Raw genomic sequence first — 17,338 nt, forward strand, 5'->3', positions numbered from 1 at the left:
GAAGCCGCGAAGCCCAAGCTCGCGGCTTCCGCCGCTCCTACAGGATTCCGCCCGGTTCTAGGCGCCGCGGTGGATCTGCAGCCCCGCCAGCGACTGGCTCACCGGCATCACCTCGAAGCGGTTGATGTTCAGGTGCGGCGGCAGGTTGGCGATCCACCACACCGATTCGGCGATGTCGCCGGCGGTGATCGGCTGCGCGCCGGCATACAACGCATCGGAAGCGGACTGGTCGCCGCCGGTGCGCACCAGGGTGAACTCGGTTTCGGCCAGCCCCGGTTCGATCGAGGTCACGCGCACGCCGGTGCCGTGCAGGTCCGAGCGCAGGTTGAGCGAGAACTGGGTGACGAAGGCCTTGGTGGCGCCGTAGACGTTGCCGCCGGGGTAGGCATAGCTGCCGGCGATGGAGCTGATGTTGAAGATCGCCCCGCGGCGCGCGATCAGCGTCGGCAGCAGGGCGTGGGTCATCGTCGCCAGCGCGGTGACGTTGGTGTCGATCATCTGCCGCCACTGGGCCAGGTCCGCGCGCTGCGCCGGGGCGGTGCCGAGTGCGAGGCCGGCGTTGTTGACCAGCACGTCGATGTCGCGGAACGGCGCCGGGATCGCGTCGAGCGCGGCCTGCATCGCGTCGGCGTCGCGGATGTCGAAGGCGGCCGGATGCACGACGTCGGCGCCGAAGCGCTCAACCAGCTGCTGCAGGCGTTCGGCGCGGCGGCCGGTGGCGACGATGCGCCAGCCGGCGCCGGCGAAACGTTCGACGATGGCGGCACCGAAGCCGGCGCTCGCGCCGGTGACGAGGAGGGTCTTGGTCATCCGTCGATTCTAAGCCTGCGGCCGCGTAGGAGCCGATTACCAGACGTACGGAACCAACCGTTTCGTCCCGCTCGCATACGCCGGCCAGCGCTCCGGGAACGCTTCGCGCAGCACGCCTTCCTCGATGTGGATGCGCCACAGGAAAGCGAGGACGACCGGCAGCATCGCCGCCAACGACAGCCAGTTGCCCAGGCACAGGGCGAAGCCGAAGAAGGTCAGCAGCGAGCCGGTGTACGACGGGTGGCGCAGGCGGCGATACGGGCCGCGGCGGACCAGTTCGTGGTCCGGGCGGATCGCGACATCGACGGTGAAATGCCGCGCCAGGACGTGGATCGACCACCAGCGCAGCGGCATGCCGGCCAGCATCATCGCGATGCCGGCCCACCAAGACGGCGCACGCAGGTGGACCGGGAAGCGCGCCACGTCGAGGGCATCGAACCAGGCCGCGAGCGCGACGCTGGCGCAGATCGCCACCAGCAGCAGGCGCAGGGTGCCGGCGTCGCGCGTGCGCAGGGCGTCGCCCGAACGCCGGCGCCAGCCGATCCAGATCTCGCTGGCAATCCAGAGCAGGCACGCGGCGGGAAAGAGCTTGTCCATCGGCCCGGCGATTCTGCGCGGAGTGCAACCGTGGCGCCAGCGGGTGGCGATCAGGCCTTCTTCACCGCCTTGTTCGTGGTCTTTTTCGCCGCGGTCTTCGTTGCCGTCTTCGCGGCCTTCTTCGCAGGCGCGGGCTGGTCGGTCTTCGCGGCCGCGGGCTTGCGCTTGCGTCCGGTCGCCGCCTTGCCGCTGGTGCGCGCCTTGGTGGCGCGATGCTTCTTCAGCATGTCCTCGGCCAGCACCACGTCCTCGGAGAGGATCCCGGCGGCCTTGGCGATCGCGATGCGCGCCTCGGCCTTGTTGTCGTCGGGGCTGGCGAGCAGCAGCTCGCGGATCGCCTCGCGCAGCGCGGCTTCGGCATTGTGCTTCAAGCGCAGGTTCTCGCCCTGCTTGAACAGCCCCATCAGGGCGTCGACGACGGGCTTGATCAGTGCGGCTTCGATTGGCATGGCGGCGCTCTCCCTCTGGGAAAGCATCATGCCGCAGGGACTTCTCAACCGCCGCGACCGCAGTTTGACGGCGGTCGCGGATCGCTCGGGGAAACCCCGAATCCCGGCCCTACTTCACCTTGATCGCCATCGCCGGCAGGCCGCCGTTGGCGAGCTTGTTCTTGGCCGCGGCCAGTTCGGTGGCGGTGCCGTAGGGGCCCATGCGCACGCGGTAGACGGTCTTGCCGTTGATCGACGCCGACTCGACGCGGGCGTTCAGGCCGAGCAGGGCGATCCGGGCCTTGACCGCCTCGGCGTCGCCGGACGCACCGAAGGCGCCCGCCTGGAGGATGTAGGGCGCCTGGTTGTCCGTGTTCGTCGCCACCGGCGCTGCCGGGGCCGATGGCACGGGCGCGGCCGCGGCCGGCGTTGTCGCGGCCGATGCCGGCGTGGCGGCGTCTTCGGACGACGCGGCTGCAGCGGCCGCGGCCTGCTGTTGCTGCGCGAGCTGCTGCTTGCGTGCCGCTTCGGCGCGCGCGCTGGCGGCGAGTTCGGCGTCGGACATCGCCACTTCCTGCCCCGGCAGCACGGTGTAGAAGTCGTATTGCCTCTCCTCGTCGGTGCCCCGGTCGTCGGCGCCCTTCGCGCCGGCCTTCGGCGCGTCGGCGACCGGCGCCGGCAGGTCGGCGTCGTCGCCGGCGTTGCTGGACGCGGACGGCTGCGCGTCCGGGTTCGGGCGCGGCAGGATGAAGCCGTCGTTGCCGTCGGACTTGAACACCCGCGGCAGGGCCAGCATCGCCAGCAGCGCGATCACGATGCCGAGGATCAGCCAGGCCCAGCCCGGCAGTCCGCCGGTATTGCCCGAGTTGCGTCGCGCCTGCGACTTGCCGCGTCTTGCTGCCACTTACATTTTCTCCGGGGCGTGTACGCCAATGAGTTCGAGGCCGTTGGCCAGCACCTGGCGTACCGCCAGGGCCAGCGCCAGGCGCGCATCGCGCACGCCGGCGTCGTCGACCAGGAACTGGTGGTCGTTGTAGTACGTCTGGAACGCCTGCGCCAGTTCGAGCAGGTAGGTCGTCACCAGGTGCGGTTCGAGCTGCTCGCCGGCGGCGGCCACCACCTCCGGCCAGCGCGCCAGGTCGGTGAGCAGGTCGCGCTGCGCGGCGTCGGCTGGATCGAGCGGCTGCGCCAGGCCGTGGTCGAGGTCGAACGCCAGGCCGCGTTCGTCCATCTGCCGCAGCAGGCCGCAGATGCGCGCATGCGACAGCTGCACGTAGTAGACCGGGTTGTCGAGCGACTGGCTGCGCGCCAGGTCGATGTCGAACACCAGCTGCGAATCCGGCCTGCGTGCGACCAGGAACCAGCGCGTGGCATCGCGCCCGGCTTCCTCGATCAGGTCGCGCAGGGTCAGGTAGCTGCCGGCGCGCTTGGACAGCTTCACCTCCTCGCCGCCGCGCATCACCGTGACCATCTGGTGCAGCACGTATTCCGGGTAGCCGGCGGGGATCCCGGCATCGAGCGCCTGCAGGCCGGCCTTCACCCGCGCCAGCGAGCCGTGGTGGTCGGCGCCCAGCTCGGTGATCGCGCGCTCGTAGCCGCGCTGCCATTTGGAGAGGTGATAGGCGATGTCCGGCACGAAGTACGTGTAGGTGCCGTCGGACTTGCGCATCACGCGGTCCTTGTCGTCACCGAAATCGGTGGTGCGCAGCCACAGCGCGCCGCCGTCCTCGTAGGTGTGGCCGTGGGCGACCAGCTCGCGCACCGTTTCCTCGACCTTGCCGTCGGCGTACAGCGACGACTCGAGGAAGTACACGTCGAAGGACACGCCGAACGCGGCCAGGTCGCCGTTCTGCTCGTTGCGCAGCCAGGCCACGGCGAAGCGGCGGATCGCGTCGAGGTCGTCGGCATCGCCGGTGCCGGAGACGACGTGGCCCTCGACCTCGACGCTGGCGCGGTCGAGGAAGGCGCGGGCGACGTCGGCGATGTAGTCGCCGCGGTAGCCGTCCTCGGGCCAGCCGGCGTCGTCCGGCGTCAGGCCCTTGGCGCGCGCCTGCACGGATTTCGCGAGGTTCTCGATCTGCACGCCGGCGTCGTTGTAGTAGAACTCGCGCCTCACGTCCCAGCCGTTGGCGTCGAGCACGCGCGCGATGCAGTCGCCGATCACCGCGGCGCGGCCGTGGCCGACGTGCAGCGGGCCGGTCGGGTTGGCCGAGACGTATTCGACGCCTGCGGTGCGGCCCCGGCCGCTGTCGTTGCGGCCGTAGGCGTGGCCCTGGGCGTGCAGCGCGCGCAGCTGGCGCTGCCAGGCGCCGGCGGTGAGACGGAAGTTCAGGAAGCCCGGGCCGGCGATCTCGACCGCGGCGATGTCGTCGTTGAGCGGCAGCGCGTCGACCAGGGCCTGCGCCAGCGCCCGCGGATTGCTTCGGGCCGGCTTGGCCAACAGCATCGCGGCGTTGGTCGAGAAGTCGCCGTGGCTGCGATCCTTCGGGCGTTCGACCACGAAGTCGGGCACGGCGAGATCGGCGGGCAGGGTTCCGGCGGCGCGGAGGGCATCGATGCCCTGGGCAATCAGGGCGCGGAGCTGGGATTTCACGGGGACGGGGTGTCGCGTTTCAATGGCCCCGCATTGTACGTGAGCGCGATGAAGGCCCGCGTGGCCGGGGCGGGTGCATGGAAACGGGTGCATGGAAAGCGGAGGTGGCACGTCCTTGTGCCGCACGTTTCCGTGCTTCATCCGTGAACCAGACGGTGACGCCGCGCGCCGTTCACACCCAGCCGCGCGCGGCCAGCGAGACCGGCGCGCCGTCGCCGATCACGAAGTGGTCCAGCAGCCGCACGTCCACCAGCGCCAGCGACTGCTTGAGCCGGGTGGTGACCGCGCGGTCGGCGGCGCTGGGCTCGGCGCTGCCGCTGGGGTGGTTGTGGCCGACGATGATCGCCGCGGCGTTGTGGGCCAGCGCACGGCGCACGACTTCGCGCGGATGCACCTCGGCGCCGTCGACGGTGCCGCGGAACAGCTCCTCGAATGCCAGCGCGCGGTGGCGGGTGTCGAGGAACAGGGCGGCGAAGATCTCGCTGGGATGGCCGCGCAGGCGCTGGGCGAAGTAGCGGCCGGCGGCGGCCGGGTCGGTCAGCGCGTCGCCGCGTTCGAGCCCGGCGGCGAGGTAGCGGTTGCACAGTTCCAACGCCGCCGACAGCTGGCAGGCGCGCGCCGGCCCCAGGCCGGGCAGCTTCGCCAGGTCTGCGGGGCTGTGTTCCAGCAACCGGCGCAGCGGGCCATGTTCGGCCAGCAGCTGGCGGGCGGTGGCCACCGCATCCAGCCCGCGCAGGCCGGAGCCGAGGAAGATCGCCAGCAGTTCGGCGTCCGACAGCACCACCGCGCCGCGCTTGAGCAGCTTCTCGCGGGGGCGTTCGCCGGCGGGCCAGTCGCGGATGTGCATGGGGGGCTCCTTGCGCAGGGGGTTCGCCGCCGACTGCCGCGGCTCGCTCCAGGGGAGAAGCGCGATCCGCTGCAGTCGGTGGCGATGGGGGTATTGCAGCGCATCGCACGCGCCGGCGCAGTCGGGCCGCGGAGGCCGTTCGGGTAAGCTGGCGCCCTGTTCGCGCGTAGGGATTTCCTGACATGGCCGAGGCCAGCGACAAGCTCCAGGGACGCCGGATCCTGCTGTGCGTATGCGGCGGCATCGCCGCCTACAAGGCCGCCGAACTGGTGCGGCGCCTGCGCGACGCCGGCGCCACAGTGCAGGTGGCGATGACCGACGGCGCGCAGCATTTCGTCGGCACCGCGACCTTCCAGGCCGTGTCCGGCCTGCCGGTGCGCACCAGCCTGTGGGACGCCGCGGCCGAGGCCGCGATGGGCCACATCGAACTCGCGCGCTGGGCCGACCGCATCCTGGTGGCCCCGGCCACCGCCGACACCCTGGCGAAGCTGGCGCACGGTTTCGCCGACGACCTGGTCACCACCCTGTGCCTGGCCACCACCGCGCCGATCGCGGTCGCGCCGGCGATGAACCACCGCATGTGGCTGCACCCGGCCACCCAGGCCAACATCGCCACCCTGCGCGAACGCGGGGTGCAGGTGATCGGCCCCGACGACGGCCCGCTGGCCGAAGGCGAATCCGGCCCCGGCCGCCTGCGCGAGCCCGAGGCGATCGTGGCCGAACTGGCCGCGGCACTGCGCTGATGGCCACCGCCGGCTCGCTGGCGGACCTGCGCATCGTGGTCAGCGCCGGGCCGACCTACGAGGACCTCGACCCGGTCCGCTTCATCGGCAACCGCAGCAGCGGCAAGATGGGATTCGCGATCGCCGCCGCCGCGGCGCGTCGTGGCGCGCAGGTGGTGCTGGTGGCGGGGCCGGGCGCATTGGCCACGCCCGACGGCGTGCAGCGCATCGACGTGCGCTCGGCCGCGCAGATGCACGATGCCGTCCTCGCCCAGCTGCCGGCCGACGTCTACATCGGTGCGGCCGCGGTCGCCGACTTCACTCCGCGCCGGGTGGCGCCGGAAAAGATCAAGAAGCGCGAAGGCGAGGACGGGCTGGTGCTCGAACTGGTGCGCACGCGCGACATCCTCGCCGACGTCGCCGCGCATGCGGCGCGGCCGCGGCTGGTGGTCGGCTTCGCCGCCGAGACCGGCAGCGTCGAAAGCAACGCGCGCGCCAAGCTGGCGAAGAAACGGCTCGACCTGATCGCGGCCAACCGGGTTGGCGTCGAAGGCAGCGGTTTCGAGAGCGACGACAACGCGCTGGTCGTCTACTGGAACGGCGGCGAGCGCGCGCTGGGGCCGGCGCCGAAGACCGAGCTGGCCGACCACCTGCTGGACCTGGTTGCCGAGCGCCTCTAGGAGCGCCCATGGGCGCGATTGCGTTTCGCCGGCAAGGCCTTCGCGCCCATGGGGCGCTCCTGCAGGCGTTGCCACGACTTGCGTTACGCTCGCGGGCCACGATCCACCCCGCCACAGGCCTGCGATGCACCACACCCTGCAGTTGAAGATCCTCGACCCGCGCATGGGCAGCGACTGGCCGCTGCCGGCCTACGCCACCGACGCCAGCGCCGGGCTCGACCTGCGCGCCGCGCTGGACACTGCGCTGGTGCTGCAGCCCGGCGACGCCGCGCTGGTGCCCTCGGGGCTGGCGATCCACATCGACGATCCGACCCTGTGCGCGGTGGTGCTGCCGCGCTCCGGCCTGGGCCACAAGCACGGCATCGTGCTCGGCAACGGCACCGGGCTGATCGATGCCGATTACCAGGGGCCGCTGATGATCAGCGTCTTCAACCGCGGCCGCGAGGCCTACACGATCGAACCCGGCGACCGTATCGCGCAGCTGGTTGTGACGCCGATCGTGCGGGCAACGCTGCAAGTAGTGGATACTTTCGAGCAAAGCGCGCGTGGGGCGGGTGGCTTCGGCCACACCGGGGTGCGTTGAAAATGGCAGTCGGGGGGCAGGCCATGCATGACGAACACGAACCGGGGAAGCTGGGCGCCGCGTTGGCGCATGCGCGGCCGTACCTGCCGATCCTCGCGGCGATCCTGGCGCTGTTGGCGCTGTGGCTGGCCTGGAGCGGCTGGCGGCAGATCCAGGACGACAGCCGCCGCGCGACCCTGGAGCAGGGCCGCGACGCGGTCGCGCAATCCATCCAGCATGTGCTCAAAGGCGACCTCGACAAGCTCGCGCAGCGCTTGGCGTCGACAGAAGTGCAGTCGGCGCTCAAGGCCGGCGACCTGGCCGCCGCCGGCACCGCGCTCGGCGCGGGCTGGGAGGGCATCGAGGACGCGGCGGTGCTGCCGCCGGACCTGCAGGACGCCTATGCCGGCCTGCCGAAGAGCGGCTTCGGCCGCATCGCTGCGACCGAAGCGGCGATGACCGACGGCAAGCCGGTGCTGTGGGCGATCCGCGACCGCGGCAAGCCGGTGATCGCGCTGGCCGCGCCGGCCGAGGTGGACGGCGTGGTGGCCGGCATCGCCCTCGTGCGCCTGCCGCTGGCCCGCGCCACCGCCGGGCTGGAAAACGCCAGCCTCTCCGACGACAGCTACCTGGCCCTGCGCCAGGGCAGCTTCACCCTGATCGAGCGCGGCGATGCGGCGCTGGCGCAGCGCGCCGAGCGCCGCGCGGTCCCGATCGCGGGCACCGGGCTGCGCATCGCCGCGGCGGTGCCGACCGCGGTGATCAGCCCGTTCGGGCTCGGCGTGGCCGGCTCGTTCATCGCCGCGCTGGTGCTGTTGCTGCTGGCCTACGTGTCGTGGCGGCTGCCGAGCCGGCTCGGCAGGTTGCAGCACGCCGATGACGGCAGTGCGCCGACGCTGTCGCAGGTGCTGGTCGATGGCCCCCCGGAAGACCAGGCGCCGGCGCCGGTCGCCGTGCGCGACGCGCCCAAACGCGCACCGGTGCGGATCGACCGCGGCATCTTCCGCGCCTATGACATCCGCGGCGTGGTCGGGCAGACACTCGACACCGGCGTGGCCGAGCTGATCGGGCAGTCGATCGGTTCGCTGATGCAGGAAAAGGGGCTGGAGGACATCGTCGTCGGCCGCGACGGCAGGCTGTCGGGTCCGGACCTGGTCGAGGGCCTCGCGCGCGGCCTGCGCAAGGCCGGCCGCAACGTCATCGACATCGGCATGGCGCCGACGCCGGTGGTCTACTTCGGCGCCTACCACCTCAATACCGGCTGCTGCATCGCGGTGACCGGCAGCCACAACCCGCCCGACTACAACGGCTTCAAGATCGTGGTCGGCGGCGAGACGCTTTACGGCGACGCCATCGCCGACCTGCATGCACGCATCGCCGACGACCGCCTGCACCAGGCGTCGTCGCCCGGTGGCCACAGCCAGCGCGACATCGCCGAGGACTACATCCACCGCATCGCCTCCGACGTGCAGATCGCGCGCCCGCTGAAGGTGGTGGTCGACGCCGGCAACGGCGTGGCCGGCGAGATCGGCCCGCGCGTGCTCGAGGCGGTCGGCGCGGAAGTCATCCCGTTGTTCTGCGAGATCGACGGCAACTTCCCCAACCACCACCCCGATCCCAGCGAGCCGCAGAACCTCAAGGACCTGATCGACACGGTGGCGCGCTTCGACGCCGACCTCGGGATCGCCTTCGACGGCGACGGCGACCGCCTCGGCGTGGTCACCCGCGATGGCCAGAACATCTTCGCCGACCGCTTGCTGATGTTGTTCGCCGCCGACGTGCTGGAGCGCAACCCGGGCGCGGTGATCCTGTTCGACGTCAAGTGCACCGGGCGCCTGCCCGGCTACATCCTGCGCCACGGCGGCAGCCCGCTGATGTGGAAGACCGGGCATTCGCTGGTCAAGGCCAAGATGCGCGAGACCGAGGCCGAGCTGGCCGGCGAGATGAGCGGCCACTTCTTCTTCGGCGAGCGCTGGTACGGCTTCGACGACGGCATCTATGCCGCCGCGCGGCTGCTGGAGATCCTCGCCACCGACCCGCAGTCGCCCGGCGACGTGCTCAATGCGCTGCCCAACGGGATGTCGACGCCGGAAATCAAGGTCGACGCGCCCAATGGCGACCCGCATGCGTTCGTCGAGCGCTTCGTTTCGCGGTCGCAGTTCGATGACGCGCGCCTGTCGACCATCGACGGCCTGCGCGTCGACTGGCCCGACGGCTGGGGCCTGGTGCGCGCCTCCAACACCACCCCGGTGCTGGTGCTGCGCTTCGACGGCGACTCGGCTGAAGCGCTCGAGCGCATCCAGCAGGCGTTCCGCGAGCAGCTGCTGGCGCTGGACCCGGAGCTGCAGCTGCCGTTCTGACGGCGCCCGTGCCCTTGTAGGAGCGGCTTCAGCCGCGAGCTCTTGAATCGTGACCGGCAATTCGCGAGGCCGATCGCGATCAGAAATCGCGTGCGACCATCGAAAAAGCTCGCGGCTGAAGCCGCTCCTACAAAAACCGCTATTTGCGCGCCGGGATGAACTCCTCCTCCACCGCCTTCGCCAGCAGGTCAGGCGGCAACAGGCCCTGGTCGAGCAGGAAATTGTTGAACTCCAGGCGACTGAACCTGTCGCCAAGCGCCAGCTCGGTGTCCATGCGCAGCTGCAGGATGCGGCTGTAGCCGTAGAAGTAGCTGCCGGCCTGGCCCGGTGCGTTGAACATGTAGCGGTCGAGTTCCTGCTTGGCCATCGCCTTCGACAGCCCGACCTGGCTTTCCAGCACCTGCCCGGCGCGCACGCGGTCGATCAGGCCGAGGTTGAGCATCGGGTCGAGCATCGCGCGCGCCGCGCGCAACAGGCGCAGCTGCAGCGCGATCATCTGCCCGTCGAGCGGTTCGTACGGCACCATCTCGGCCTCGGCATACAGCGCCCAGCCCTCGACGTTGACCGAGTTGAACGCGAACAGCGTGCGCGCCAGCGAGATGCCGCGTTCGACCATCGCGGTGAACTGCAGCTCGTGGCCCGGGCGCCCTTCGTGCGCGGACAGCGTCCATGCCGCGGATTCAAAGTTGAAGTCGTCGTACTGCAGCGACGAGCCATCGGGATTCGGCACCGCCACCGGCAGCACGAACTGCCCCTGCTGCCCGGTATTGCCGACCAGCGGCGCGGGCAGGAAATGCGGCGCCGGCTGCGCCGCGGATTCGGCCTCGCTGCCCAGGCGCATCACCATTGGCCGTTTCGGCACGTCGACGATGCCGCGCTTGCGGATGATCGGGTCGATCGCGTCGATTACCTTGCGGTAGCGCGCCTCGAGCTGGTCGTTGGGAATCGTGTCCTTTTTCAGCGCGCGGATCACCGCCAAGTAATCGTTGTCGTCGATGCCGGTCAGGCCCTTGGCCTTCGCCACCAGCGGCGCCAGCTGGCCCATTGCGGCGCGGGTTTCCATGAACTCGACCTGCGCGCGATCGATCAGCAGCTGCGGATCGATGTCGATGCCGAACTGCTTGAGCTGGAATGCGTACAGCTCCGGCGGCAGCCTCGCGTCGGTGCGCGCTTCGGGCAGCACCGTGCTGCGCGCCCAGGCCTGGTAGTCCTTCAACTGCGTGGCCATCGCGTCGAGCGCGGGTTCGGCGTCGGCGATCTGGTACTTCGCGAACAGCTTGCGGATGCCGTCGATGTAGGTGTCGACGTTGCCCAGCGCCTGTTCGACCTCGAGTCTGGTCGGTCGCAGCAGCGCCTTGTCGCCGGCGCGCTCGGTGTAGCGGGCCTTCGCCAGTTCCGCGATCGGAGTCGTGCCCGGCGCCATGCCGACATAGGCCTTGAGCCGGTCGAGCGCGCGTGCGCGACGCGCCGGCGGCGTCTGGTCGGAGAGCAGGCCCTGCATGCCCGAAAACACCAGCTGCGGCGCATCGGTCCACGGCAGCAGCAGGCGTTCGGTGAGCGCGCTGCCCTCGATGTTCTCGTCGGCGGCGTGGATCATGATCTGCAGGTCCTGGCGCACGTTGGGATCGCGTTCCACCTGCAGCTTCGCTTCGAGCTTTGCCTTCGCATCGGCCATCGCGGCGCGGAAGCGCTTGCCGTTGTCCGGGCCCAGGTCGGCCACCTTGTCGTCGTAGCCGGGGATGCCGAAGAACGAGAAGCCCTCGGGCTGGAACTGCGCCTGCGCGGCGATCAACACCTGCGCGTCGGCGTTGCTCTTCTGGACCCACGCCGGCGTGGTGGCTGCCGCGGACGCCGGCTGCGGCGCCGGTGCCTGCGCGGAAACGGCGGCGGGCAGGGCGAGCGCGAAGGCGATGGCAAGGACGAGGGGCTTCATGGCGTCGGTCTCGAGGAAATGTCTGCGCGACCCTACGCCGCGCACCGGACGCGGGCAATCGGCCGCAAGTCATGCCGCAGCGGGTTAGCATTGGCCGCGACGGCGCATGGCACGTGGAATGCGCCACTTTCGACACGGGACGGACTGCATGCATTCGATGGGCGGGGACGGGCGCGCACGCGCTGCGCGGTTGGCGAAGACGGCCGGCTGGATGGTCGCGGGGCTGGTGGCATCGGCATCCGCGTCCGCACAGGCACAGGCGGTGGATGCGGGCGATTACGCGCGCGCGGAGACATTCCTGCCGCACAACACCGCGCCGCTGGTGGACCACGTGCCGACGCTGCTTGCGTGGCTCGACGACCGCCAGTTCGTCTATCGCGATCATGACGCCGAAGGCGACCGCTTCCTGCGCGTGGACGCGGCCAATGGAGGCGTGGTGCCGGCCTTCGACCACGTCAAGCTCGCGCGCGCGCTGGGCAAGGCCGCCGGCAAGCCGGTCAAGGCCGACAAGCTGCCGCTCAAGCGCTGGTCGATCGACGACGACGGCCGCGTCGCGCTGTCCGCATTCGACAAGGACTATCGCTGCGACCTGTCCGGCAAGGGCGTATGCGTCGAGAAGACCGGCGAGCCCGGCGTGCGCTCGCCCGACGGGACGCGGGAAGCCTTCATCCGCGACTGGAACCTCTGGGTCCGCGACCTCGCCACAGGCGCGGAAACGCAGCTGACCACCGACGGCGCGACCGATTACGGCTACGCCACCGACAACGCGGGCTGGAAGCACACCGACAAGGCGATCCTGGTGTGGTCGCCGGACTCGATGAGGATCGCCACGTTCCGGCAGGACCAGCGCAGGACCAGCGAGATGGTGCTGGTCGGCACGAACGTGGGCGCGCCGAAGGTCGAACGCTGGAAGTATCCCTTCGTCGGCGACGAACACGTGACCATGATCGAGCGCGTGATCATCGACGTACCCGCGCGGAAGGTCGTGCGGCTGCAGATGCCGCCGGACCAGCACCGCTCCACCCTGTGCGACGACGTCAGCTGCAGCGGCGGCTGGGAGGACGTGCAGTGGGCGCCGGACGGCCGCACCCTCGCCTTCGCCTCCACCTCGCGCAACCATCGCCAGACCTGGCTGCGGATCGCCGACGCCGCCACCGGCGCGGTGCGCACGGTGTTCGACGAAAAGGTGAAGACGTACTTCGAGAGCGGCAACGGCGCGGTCAACTGGCGCTACCTGCCGGCCTCTAACGAGATCCTGTGGTTCAGCGAGCGCAACAACTGGGGCAACCTGTACCTGTACGACGCGGCCAGCGGCAAGCTCAGGCACGCGGTGACCACGGGCGAGGGCAACGTCACCGAGGTGCTGCGCGTGAATCCGGAGACGCGCACGGTGTGGTTCCGCGGCGTCGGCAGGGAAGCGGGCCGCAATCCGTACTACCAGCACTTCTACAGGGTGTCGCTCGATGGCGGCTCGCCGGTGCTGCTGACGCCGGAGGACGCCGACCACAAGGTCGAGCTCTCGCCCGATGGCACGTACTTCATCGACACGTACTCCACGACCGACACCGCGCCGGTGACGCTGCTGCGCAGCGCAGCCGATGGTGCGCTGGTCCGCGAGGTCGCGCGCGGCGACATCTCGCGCCTGCTGGCGGCCGGCTGGGTGGCGCCGGAACCGTTCACGGTCAAGGCGCGCGACGGCAGGACCGACCTGTACGGCCTGATGTTCAAGCCGTCGGATTTCGACCCGGCGAAGCGGTACCCGATCATCAACTACATCTACCCGGGCCCGCAGGTGGGCTCGGTACGCAGCCGCAGCTTCCTCGCCTCGCACGGCGACAACCAGGCGCTGGCCGAGCTCGGGTTCGTCGTCGTCGCCATCGACGGGATGGGCACGCCGTGGCGCTCGAAGGCGTTCCACGACGCCTACTTCGGCGACATCGGCGACAACACGCTGCCCGACCAGGTCACGGGGATGCAGCAACTGGCGAAGCGCTTTGCGTGGATCGACCTCGACCGCGCGGGCATCTGGGGGCATTCCGGCGGCGGCAACGCCACCGCCGGCGCGATGTTCCGCTACCCGGATTTTTTCAAGGTCGGCATTGCCGAGAGCGGCAACCACGACAACCGCAGCTACGAGGACGACTGGGCCGAGAAGTGGCAGGGCCTGCCGATCGTGGGCAAGGACGGGTCGAGCAACTACGACGACCAGGCCAACCAGAACCACGCCGGCAAGCTCAAGGGCCACCTGCTGCTGATCCACGGGCTGATGGACGACAACGTGCCGCCCACCAACACCCTGCTGGTGGTGCAGGCGCTGGTCGACGCCAACAAGGATTTCGACCTGCTGTTGCTGCCCGACGCACGCCACGGCTACGGCAGCGGACAGGTCGGCATGTACGTCACGCGGCGGCGCTGGGACTATTTCGTCCGCCACCTGCTGGACGCGGAGCCGCCAGCGGGCTACGCCATCAAGCCGGCCAAGCCGTAGGTCGGGCCTCCGCCCCGCTGCGGCGATGCCAATCGGCCATTGTCCAGCCGGCGGTCATCCAGTCGGACCATCACCCCAACGGCCGTCATCCCCGCGCAGGCGGGGATGACGACGAGGCAAAGTCTGGCGCGAAGCGGGAACGCCCCGGAGAGACGGCAACACCTGCCGAAGAAAACGGCAAGACGCAGGCACGACGGGACCGATTCGGGCCTCGCCGCCGCGGCAGTCCGGCGACGAAATCCGGGGCCAGAGCGCACGGGTTTCGATACCCGCCCGGCCCCGGAACGCGGCAAGGGGGACGCCGGTAGCGGTGATACGGGGCGGTGGTAACCTTCGCCTCCTTTTTTCGCCAGACCCCCCCGCATGACCCAGGTTCGCTCGACCCGCCTCAGCCCCATGTCCGCCCTGATCTTCAGCTCGCGCTGGCTGCAGCTGCCGCTGTACCTGGGCCTGATCGTCGCCCAGGCGATCTACGTCTGGCAGTTCGGCCTCGAACTGGTGCACCTGGTCGACCAGGTGTTCTTCGACGGCCACTCCCAGCCGGGAGCCACCGGCGCCGAGCAGACCGCGGAAGTGGCGATCATGCTGATCGTGCTCGGCCTGATCGACGTGGTGATGATTTCCAACCTGCTGGTGATGGTGATCGTGGGCGGCTACGAGACCTTCGTCTCGCGCCTGAACCTGCAGGGCCACCCCGACCAGCCCGAATGGCTCTCCCACGTCAACGCCAGCGTGCTGAAGGTGAAGCTGGCGATGGCGATCATCGGCATCAGCTCGATCCACCTGCTCAAGACCTTCATCGAGATCGGCACGCTCGGCACGCCGGGCAGCCGTTTCACCGAGGCCGGGGTGATGTGGCAGACGATCATCCACTGCGTGTTCATCCTCTCGGCGATCGGCATCGCCTGGACCGACAAGCTGATGACCGGCACTTCGAGCAAGCGCGAGCAGATCGCCGCGCACTGACACAGCATCTTGTGGGAGCGGCTTAAGCCGCGAGCTTCCGGCTTGTCCCCGGCGTCAGGACAGAGCCCGCGGCTGAAACCGCTCCTGCAGGATTGCGCGAACCCGTCGCCAAGGCTGCGAAGGCGCCTCGCGTAGAATGCCGCGATGGATGTTTCCCACCTGCTCGACGGGCTCAACGACGCCCAGCGCGAGGCCATTTCCGCGCCGCCGGGCCACTACCTGGTGCTTGCCGGCGCCGGTTCCGGCAAGACCCGCGTGCTCACCCACCGCATCGCCTGGTTGAACGAGGTGTTCGGCGTGCCGGTGCACGGCATTTTCGCCGTCACCTTCACCAACAAGGCCGCCGGCGAGATGCGCCATCGCGCCGACGCGCTGCTGCGCAACGGCTCGCGCGGGCTGTGGATCGGCACCTTCCACGGCCTCGCGCACCGGCTGCTGCGCCTGCACTGGCAGGACGCGAAACTGCCCGAAAGCTTCCAGATCCTCGACAGCGACGACCAGCTGCGCCTGGTCAAGCGCGTGGTGCGGCAGCTGGAACTCGACGAGGTGCGCTTTCCGCCCAAGCAGATCGCGTGGTGGATCAACGCGCAGAAGGACGAAGGCCGCCGCCCGCAGCACATCCAGTCCGACCGCGACGAATGGTCGGACGTGATGCTGAAAAGCTACGCGCTGTACCAGGAGCGCTGCGACCGCGCCGGGCTGGTCGACTTCGCCGAGATCCTGCTGCGCGCGCACGAACTGCTGCGCGACACCCCGGCGCTGCTGGCGCACTATCGCCAGCGCTTCGGCCAGCTGCTGGTGGACGAGTTCCAGGACACCAACAGCATCCAGTACGGCTTCGTGCGCCTGCTCGCCGGCGACACGGGGCAGGTATTCGTCGTCGGCGACGACGACCAGGCGATCTATGGCTGGCGCGGCGCCAAGGTCGAGAACGTGCAGAAGTTCCTGCACGATTTCCCCGGCGCGCAGACCATCCGCCTGGAGCAGAACTACCGCTCCAGCGCCAACATCCTGGGCGCCGCCAACGCGGTGATCGCGCACAACCCCGCGCGCATGGGCAAGCAGCTGTGGACCGACAGCGGCGAGGGCGAGCCGGTCGACCTGTACGCGGCCTACAACGAGGTCGACGAGGCGCGCTTCGTGGTCGAGCGCATCGGCCAGTGGGTGCGCGACGGCGGCAGCCACGGCGACTGCGCGATCCTGTACCGCAGCAACGCGCAGTCGCGCGCGTTCGAAGAGACGCTGCTGGCCGAGCAGATCCCGTACCGGGTCTATGGCGGCGTACGCTTCTTCGAGCGCGCCGAGATCAAGGACACGCTCGCCTACCTGCGGCTGGTGAGTAACCGCGCCGACGACGCCGCGTTCGAGCGTGCGGTCAACACGCCCACGCGCGGGATCGGCGAGCGCACGCTCGACGAAGTGCGCCAGCGCGCGCGCGCCGACAGCGTGTCGCTGTGGGAGGCGTCGATCCGCGTCGCGCACGGAAACCTCCTGGCCGCACGCGCGCGCAACGCGCTCGCGAGCTTCCATGCCCTCATCGATGCGCTCGACGGCGAGGTCACCGAGCTGCCGCTCAAGGACAAGATCGACCACGTGCTGGTCCGCTCGGGCCTGCGCGAGCACTACACCAACGAATCCAAGGGCGCCGCCGATTCGCGCGTCGACAACCTCGACGAACTGGTGTCGGTGGCATCGCGCTTCGTCCGCGGCGACGAGGACGAGAGCGCGGGGCTCAGCGAGCTGGTCGCGTTCCTCGCCTACGCCGCGCTGGAAGCCGGCGAAGGCCAGGCCCAGGCCGGCGAGGATGGCGTGCAGCTGATGACCCTGCACAGCGCCAAGGGGCTGGAGTTCCCGCTGGTGTTCCTGGCCGGGATGGAGGAAGGCCTGTTCCCGAATGCGCGTTCGGTGGAAGAGAGCGGGCGGCTGGAAGAAGAACGCCGGCTGGCCTACGTCGGCATCACCCGCGCGCGGCAGAAGCTGGTGCTCAGCTACGCCGAATCGCGACGCCTGCACGGCCAGGACATGTACGGCATCCCGTCGCGCTTCCTGCGCGAGATCCCCGCCGAGCTGCTCCACGAGGTGCGGCCGAAGGTGCAGGTCTCGCGGCCGATGTACGCCAGCACGCCGCGGCGCAACTTCGGCCACGCGGTGGTCGACGAGAATCCGGGTATCCGGCTCGGCCAGAACGTCACCCACGCCAAGTTCGGCAGCGGCATCATCACCGACATCGAAGGCGCTGGCGCGCACGCGCGGGTGCAGGTGAATTTCGACGAAGCCGGCAGCAAGTGGCTGGTGCTGGCGTACGCAAACCTGCAGCCGGCGTAGATTGATCTTGCAGGAGCGGCTTCAGCC

At 69.9% G+C, this 17,338-nt stretch carries 12 protein-coding genes and 1 pseudogene; 6 read left to right on the forward strand and 7 right to left on the reverse strand.

Annotated elements, in window-relative coordinates; translation table 11 throughout:
- Positions 1-57: 57 nt before the first annotated feature.
- The 6 genes from ACTJIL_RS15765 to radC form a co-directional block, all read right to left on the reverse strand.
- Positions 58-810, reverse strand: a complete 753-nt coding sequence (locus tag ACTJIL_RS15765; protein ID WP_440756553.1) for an SDR family NAD(P)-dependent oxidoreductase — start codon at positions 808-810, stop codon at positions 58-60.
- Positions 811-846: 36 nt separating this feature from the next.
- Entirely contained in the window at positions 847-1,407 is a 561-nt protein-coding gene (locus ACTJIL_RS15770) for a methyltransferase family protein (RefSeq protein ID WP_440756554.1), read from the reverse strand.
- A gap of 50 nt (positions 1,408-1,457) precedes the next feature.
- Positions 1,458-1,856 (reverse strand): hypothetical protein, encoded by a 399-nt coding sequence (locus tag ACTJIL_RS15775; RefSeq protein ID WP_440756555.1) that lies wholly within the window; start codon positions 1,854-1,856, stop codon positions 1,458-1,460.
- Positions 1,857-1,965: 109 nt separating this feature from the next.
- A complete protein-coding gene (locus tag ACTJIL_RS15780) occupies positions 1,966-2,739 on the reverse strand; it encodes an SPOR domain-containing protein (protein WP_440756556.1) in 774 nt (257 codons plus the stop codon).
- Complete coding sequence (gene argS, locus ACTJIL_RS15785) at positions 2,740-4,428, reverse strand: arginine--tRNA ligase (RefSeq protein ID WP_440756557.1); 1,689 nt, start codon at positions 4,426-4,428, stop codon at positions 2,740-2,742.
- 172 nt (positions 4,429-4,600) lie between these two features.
- Positions 4,601-5,275, reverse strand: a complete 675-nt coding sequence (radC, locus tag ACTJIL_RS15790; RefSeq protein ID WP_440756558.1) for a RadC family protein — start codon at positions 5,273-5,275, stop codon at positions 4,601-4,603.
- Between the two features lie 182 nt (positions 5,276-5,457).
- Here radC and coaBC point away from each other — a divergent pair.
- The 3 genes and pseudogenes from coaBC (at position 5,458) to ACTJIL_RS15805 (ending at position 9,599) form a co-directional block, all read left to right on the forward strand.
- Positions 5,458-6,677: pseudogene (gene coaBC, locus ACTJIL_RS15795) on the forward strand (bifunctional phosphopantothenoylcysteine decarboxylase/phosphopantothenate--cysteine ligase CoaBC).
- A 124-nt stretch (positions 6,678-6,801) separates the two neighbouring features.
- Positions 6,802-7,260 carry a dUTP diphosphatase gene (gene dut, locus ACTJIL_RS15800; protein ID WP_440756559.1) on the forward strand — a complete coding sequence of 153 codons (459 nt, stop codon included), beginning with the start codon at positions 6,802-6,804 and terminating at the stop codon, positions 7,258-7,260.
- A 23-nt stretch (positions 7,261-7,283) separates the two neighbouring features.
- Positions 7,284-9,599: a phosphomannomutase/phosphoglucomutase gene (locus ACTJIL_RS15805; RefSeq protein WP_440756560.1), complete on the forward strand. Its 2,316-nt coding sequence runs from the start codon at positions 7,284-7,286 to the stop codon at positions 9,597-9,599.
- Positions 9,600-9,738: 139 nt separating this feature from the next.
- On the opposite strand, the gene ACTJIL_RS15810 is transcribed toward ACTJIL_RS15805, so the two are convergent.
- The gene (locus ACTJIL_RS15810; protein ID WP_440756561.1) at positions 9,739-11,532 is read right to left on the reverse strand and encodes a DUF885 domain-containing protein; all 1,794 of its coding nucleotides are present in this window, start codon (positions 11,530-11,532) and stop codon (positions 9,739-9,741) included.
- Between the two features lie 211 nt (positions 11,533-11,743).
- On the opposite strand from ACTJIL_RS15810, the gene ACTJIL_RS15815 reads away from it, so the two are divergent.
- The 3 genes from ACTJIL_RS15815 to uvrD all read left to right on the forward strand — a co-directional run bounded on the left by ACTJIL_RS15815 (position 11,744) and on the right by uvrD (position 17,311).
- The gene (locus ACTJIL_RS15815; RefSeq protein ID WP_440756649.1) at positions 11,744-14,020 is read left to right on the forward strand and encodes a DPP IV N-terminal domain-containing protein; all 2,277 of its coding nucleotides are present in this window, start codon (positions 11,744-11,746) and stop codon (positions 14,018-14,020) included.
- Positions 14,021-14,416: 396 nt separating this feature from the next.
- Positions 14,417-14,986, forward strand: coding sequence for a TIGR00645 family protein (locus ACTJIL_RS15820; RefSeq protein ID WP_440756562.1), 570 nt, complete (start codon positions 14,417-14,419; stop codon positions 14,984-14,986).
- Between the two features lie 144 nt (positions 14,987-15,130).
- Positions 15,131-17,311, forward strand: a complete 2,181-nt coding sequence (uvrD, locus tag ACTJIL_RS15825; protein ID WP_440756563.1) for a DNA helicase II — start codon at positions 15,131-15,133, stop codon at positions 17,309-17,311.
- Positions 17,312-17,338 lie beyond the last annotated feature (27 nt).

This window comes from Luteimonas sp. 22616, from assembly GCF_052044325.1.
GTDB lineage: Bacteria > Pseudomonadota > Gammaproteobacteria > Xanthomonadales > Xanthomonadaceae > Luteimonas.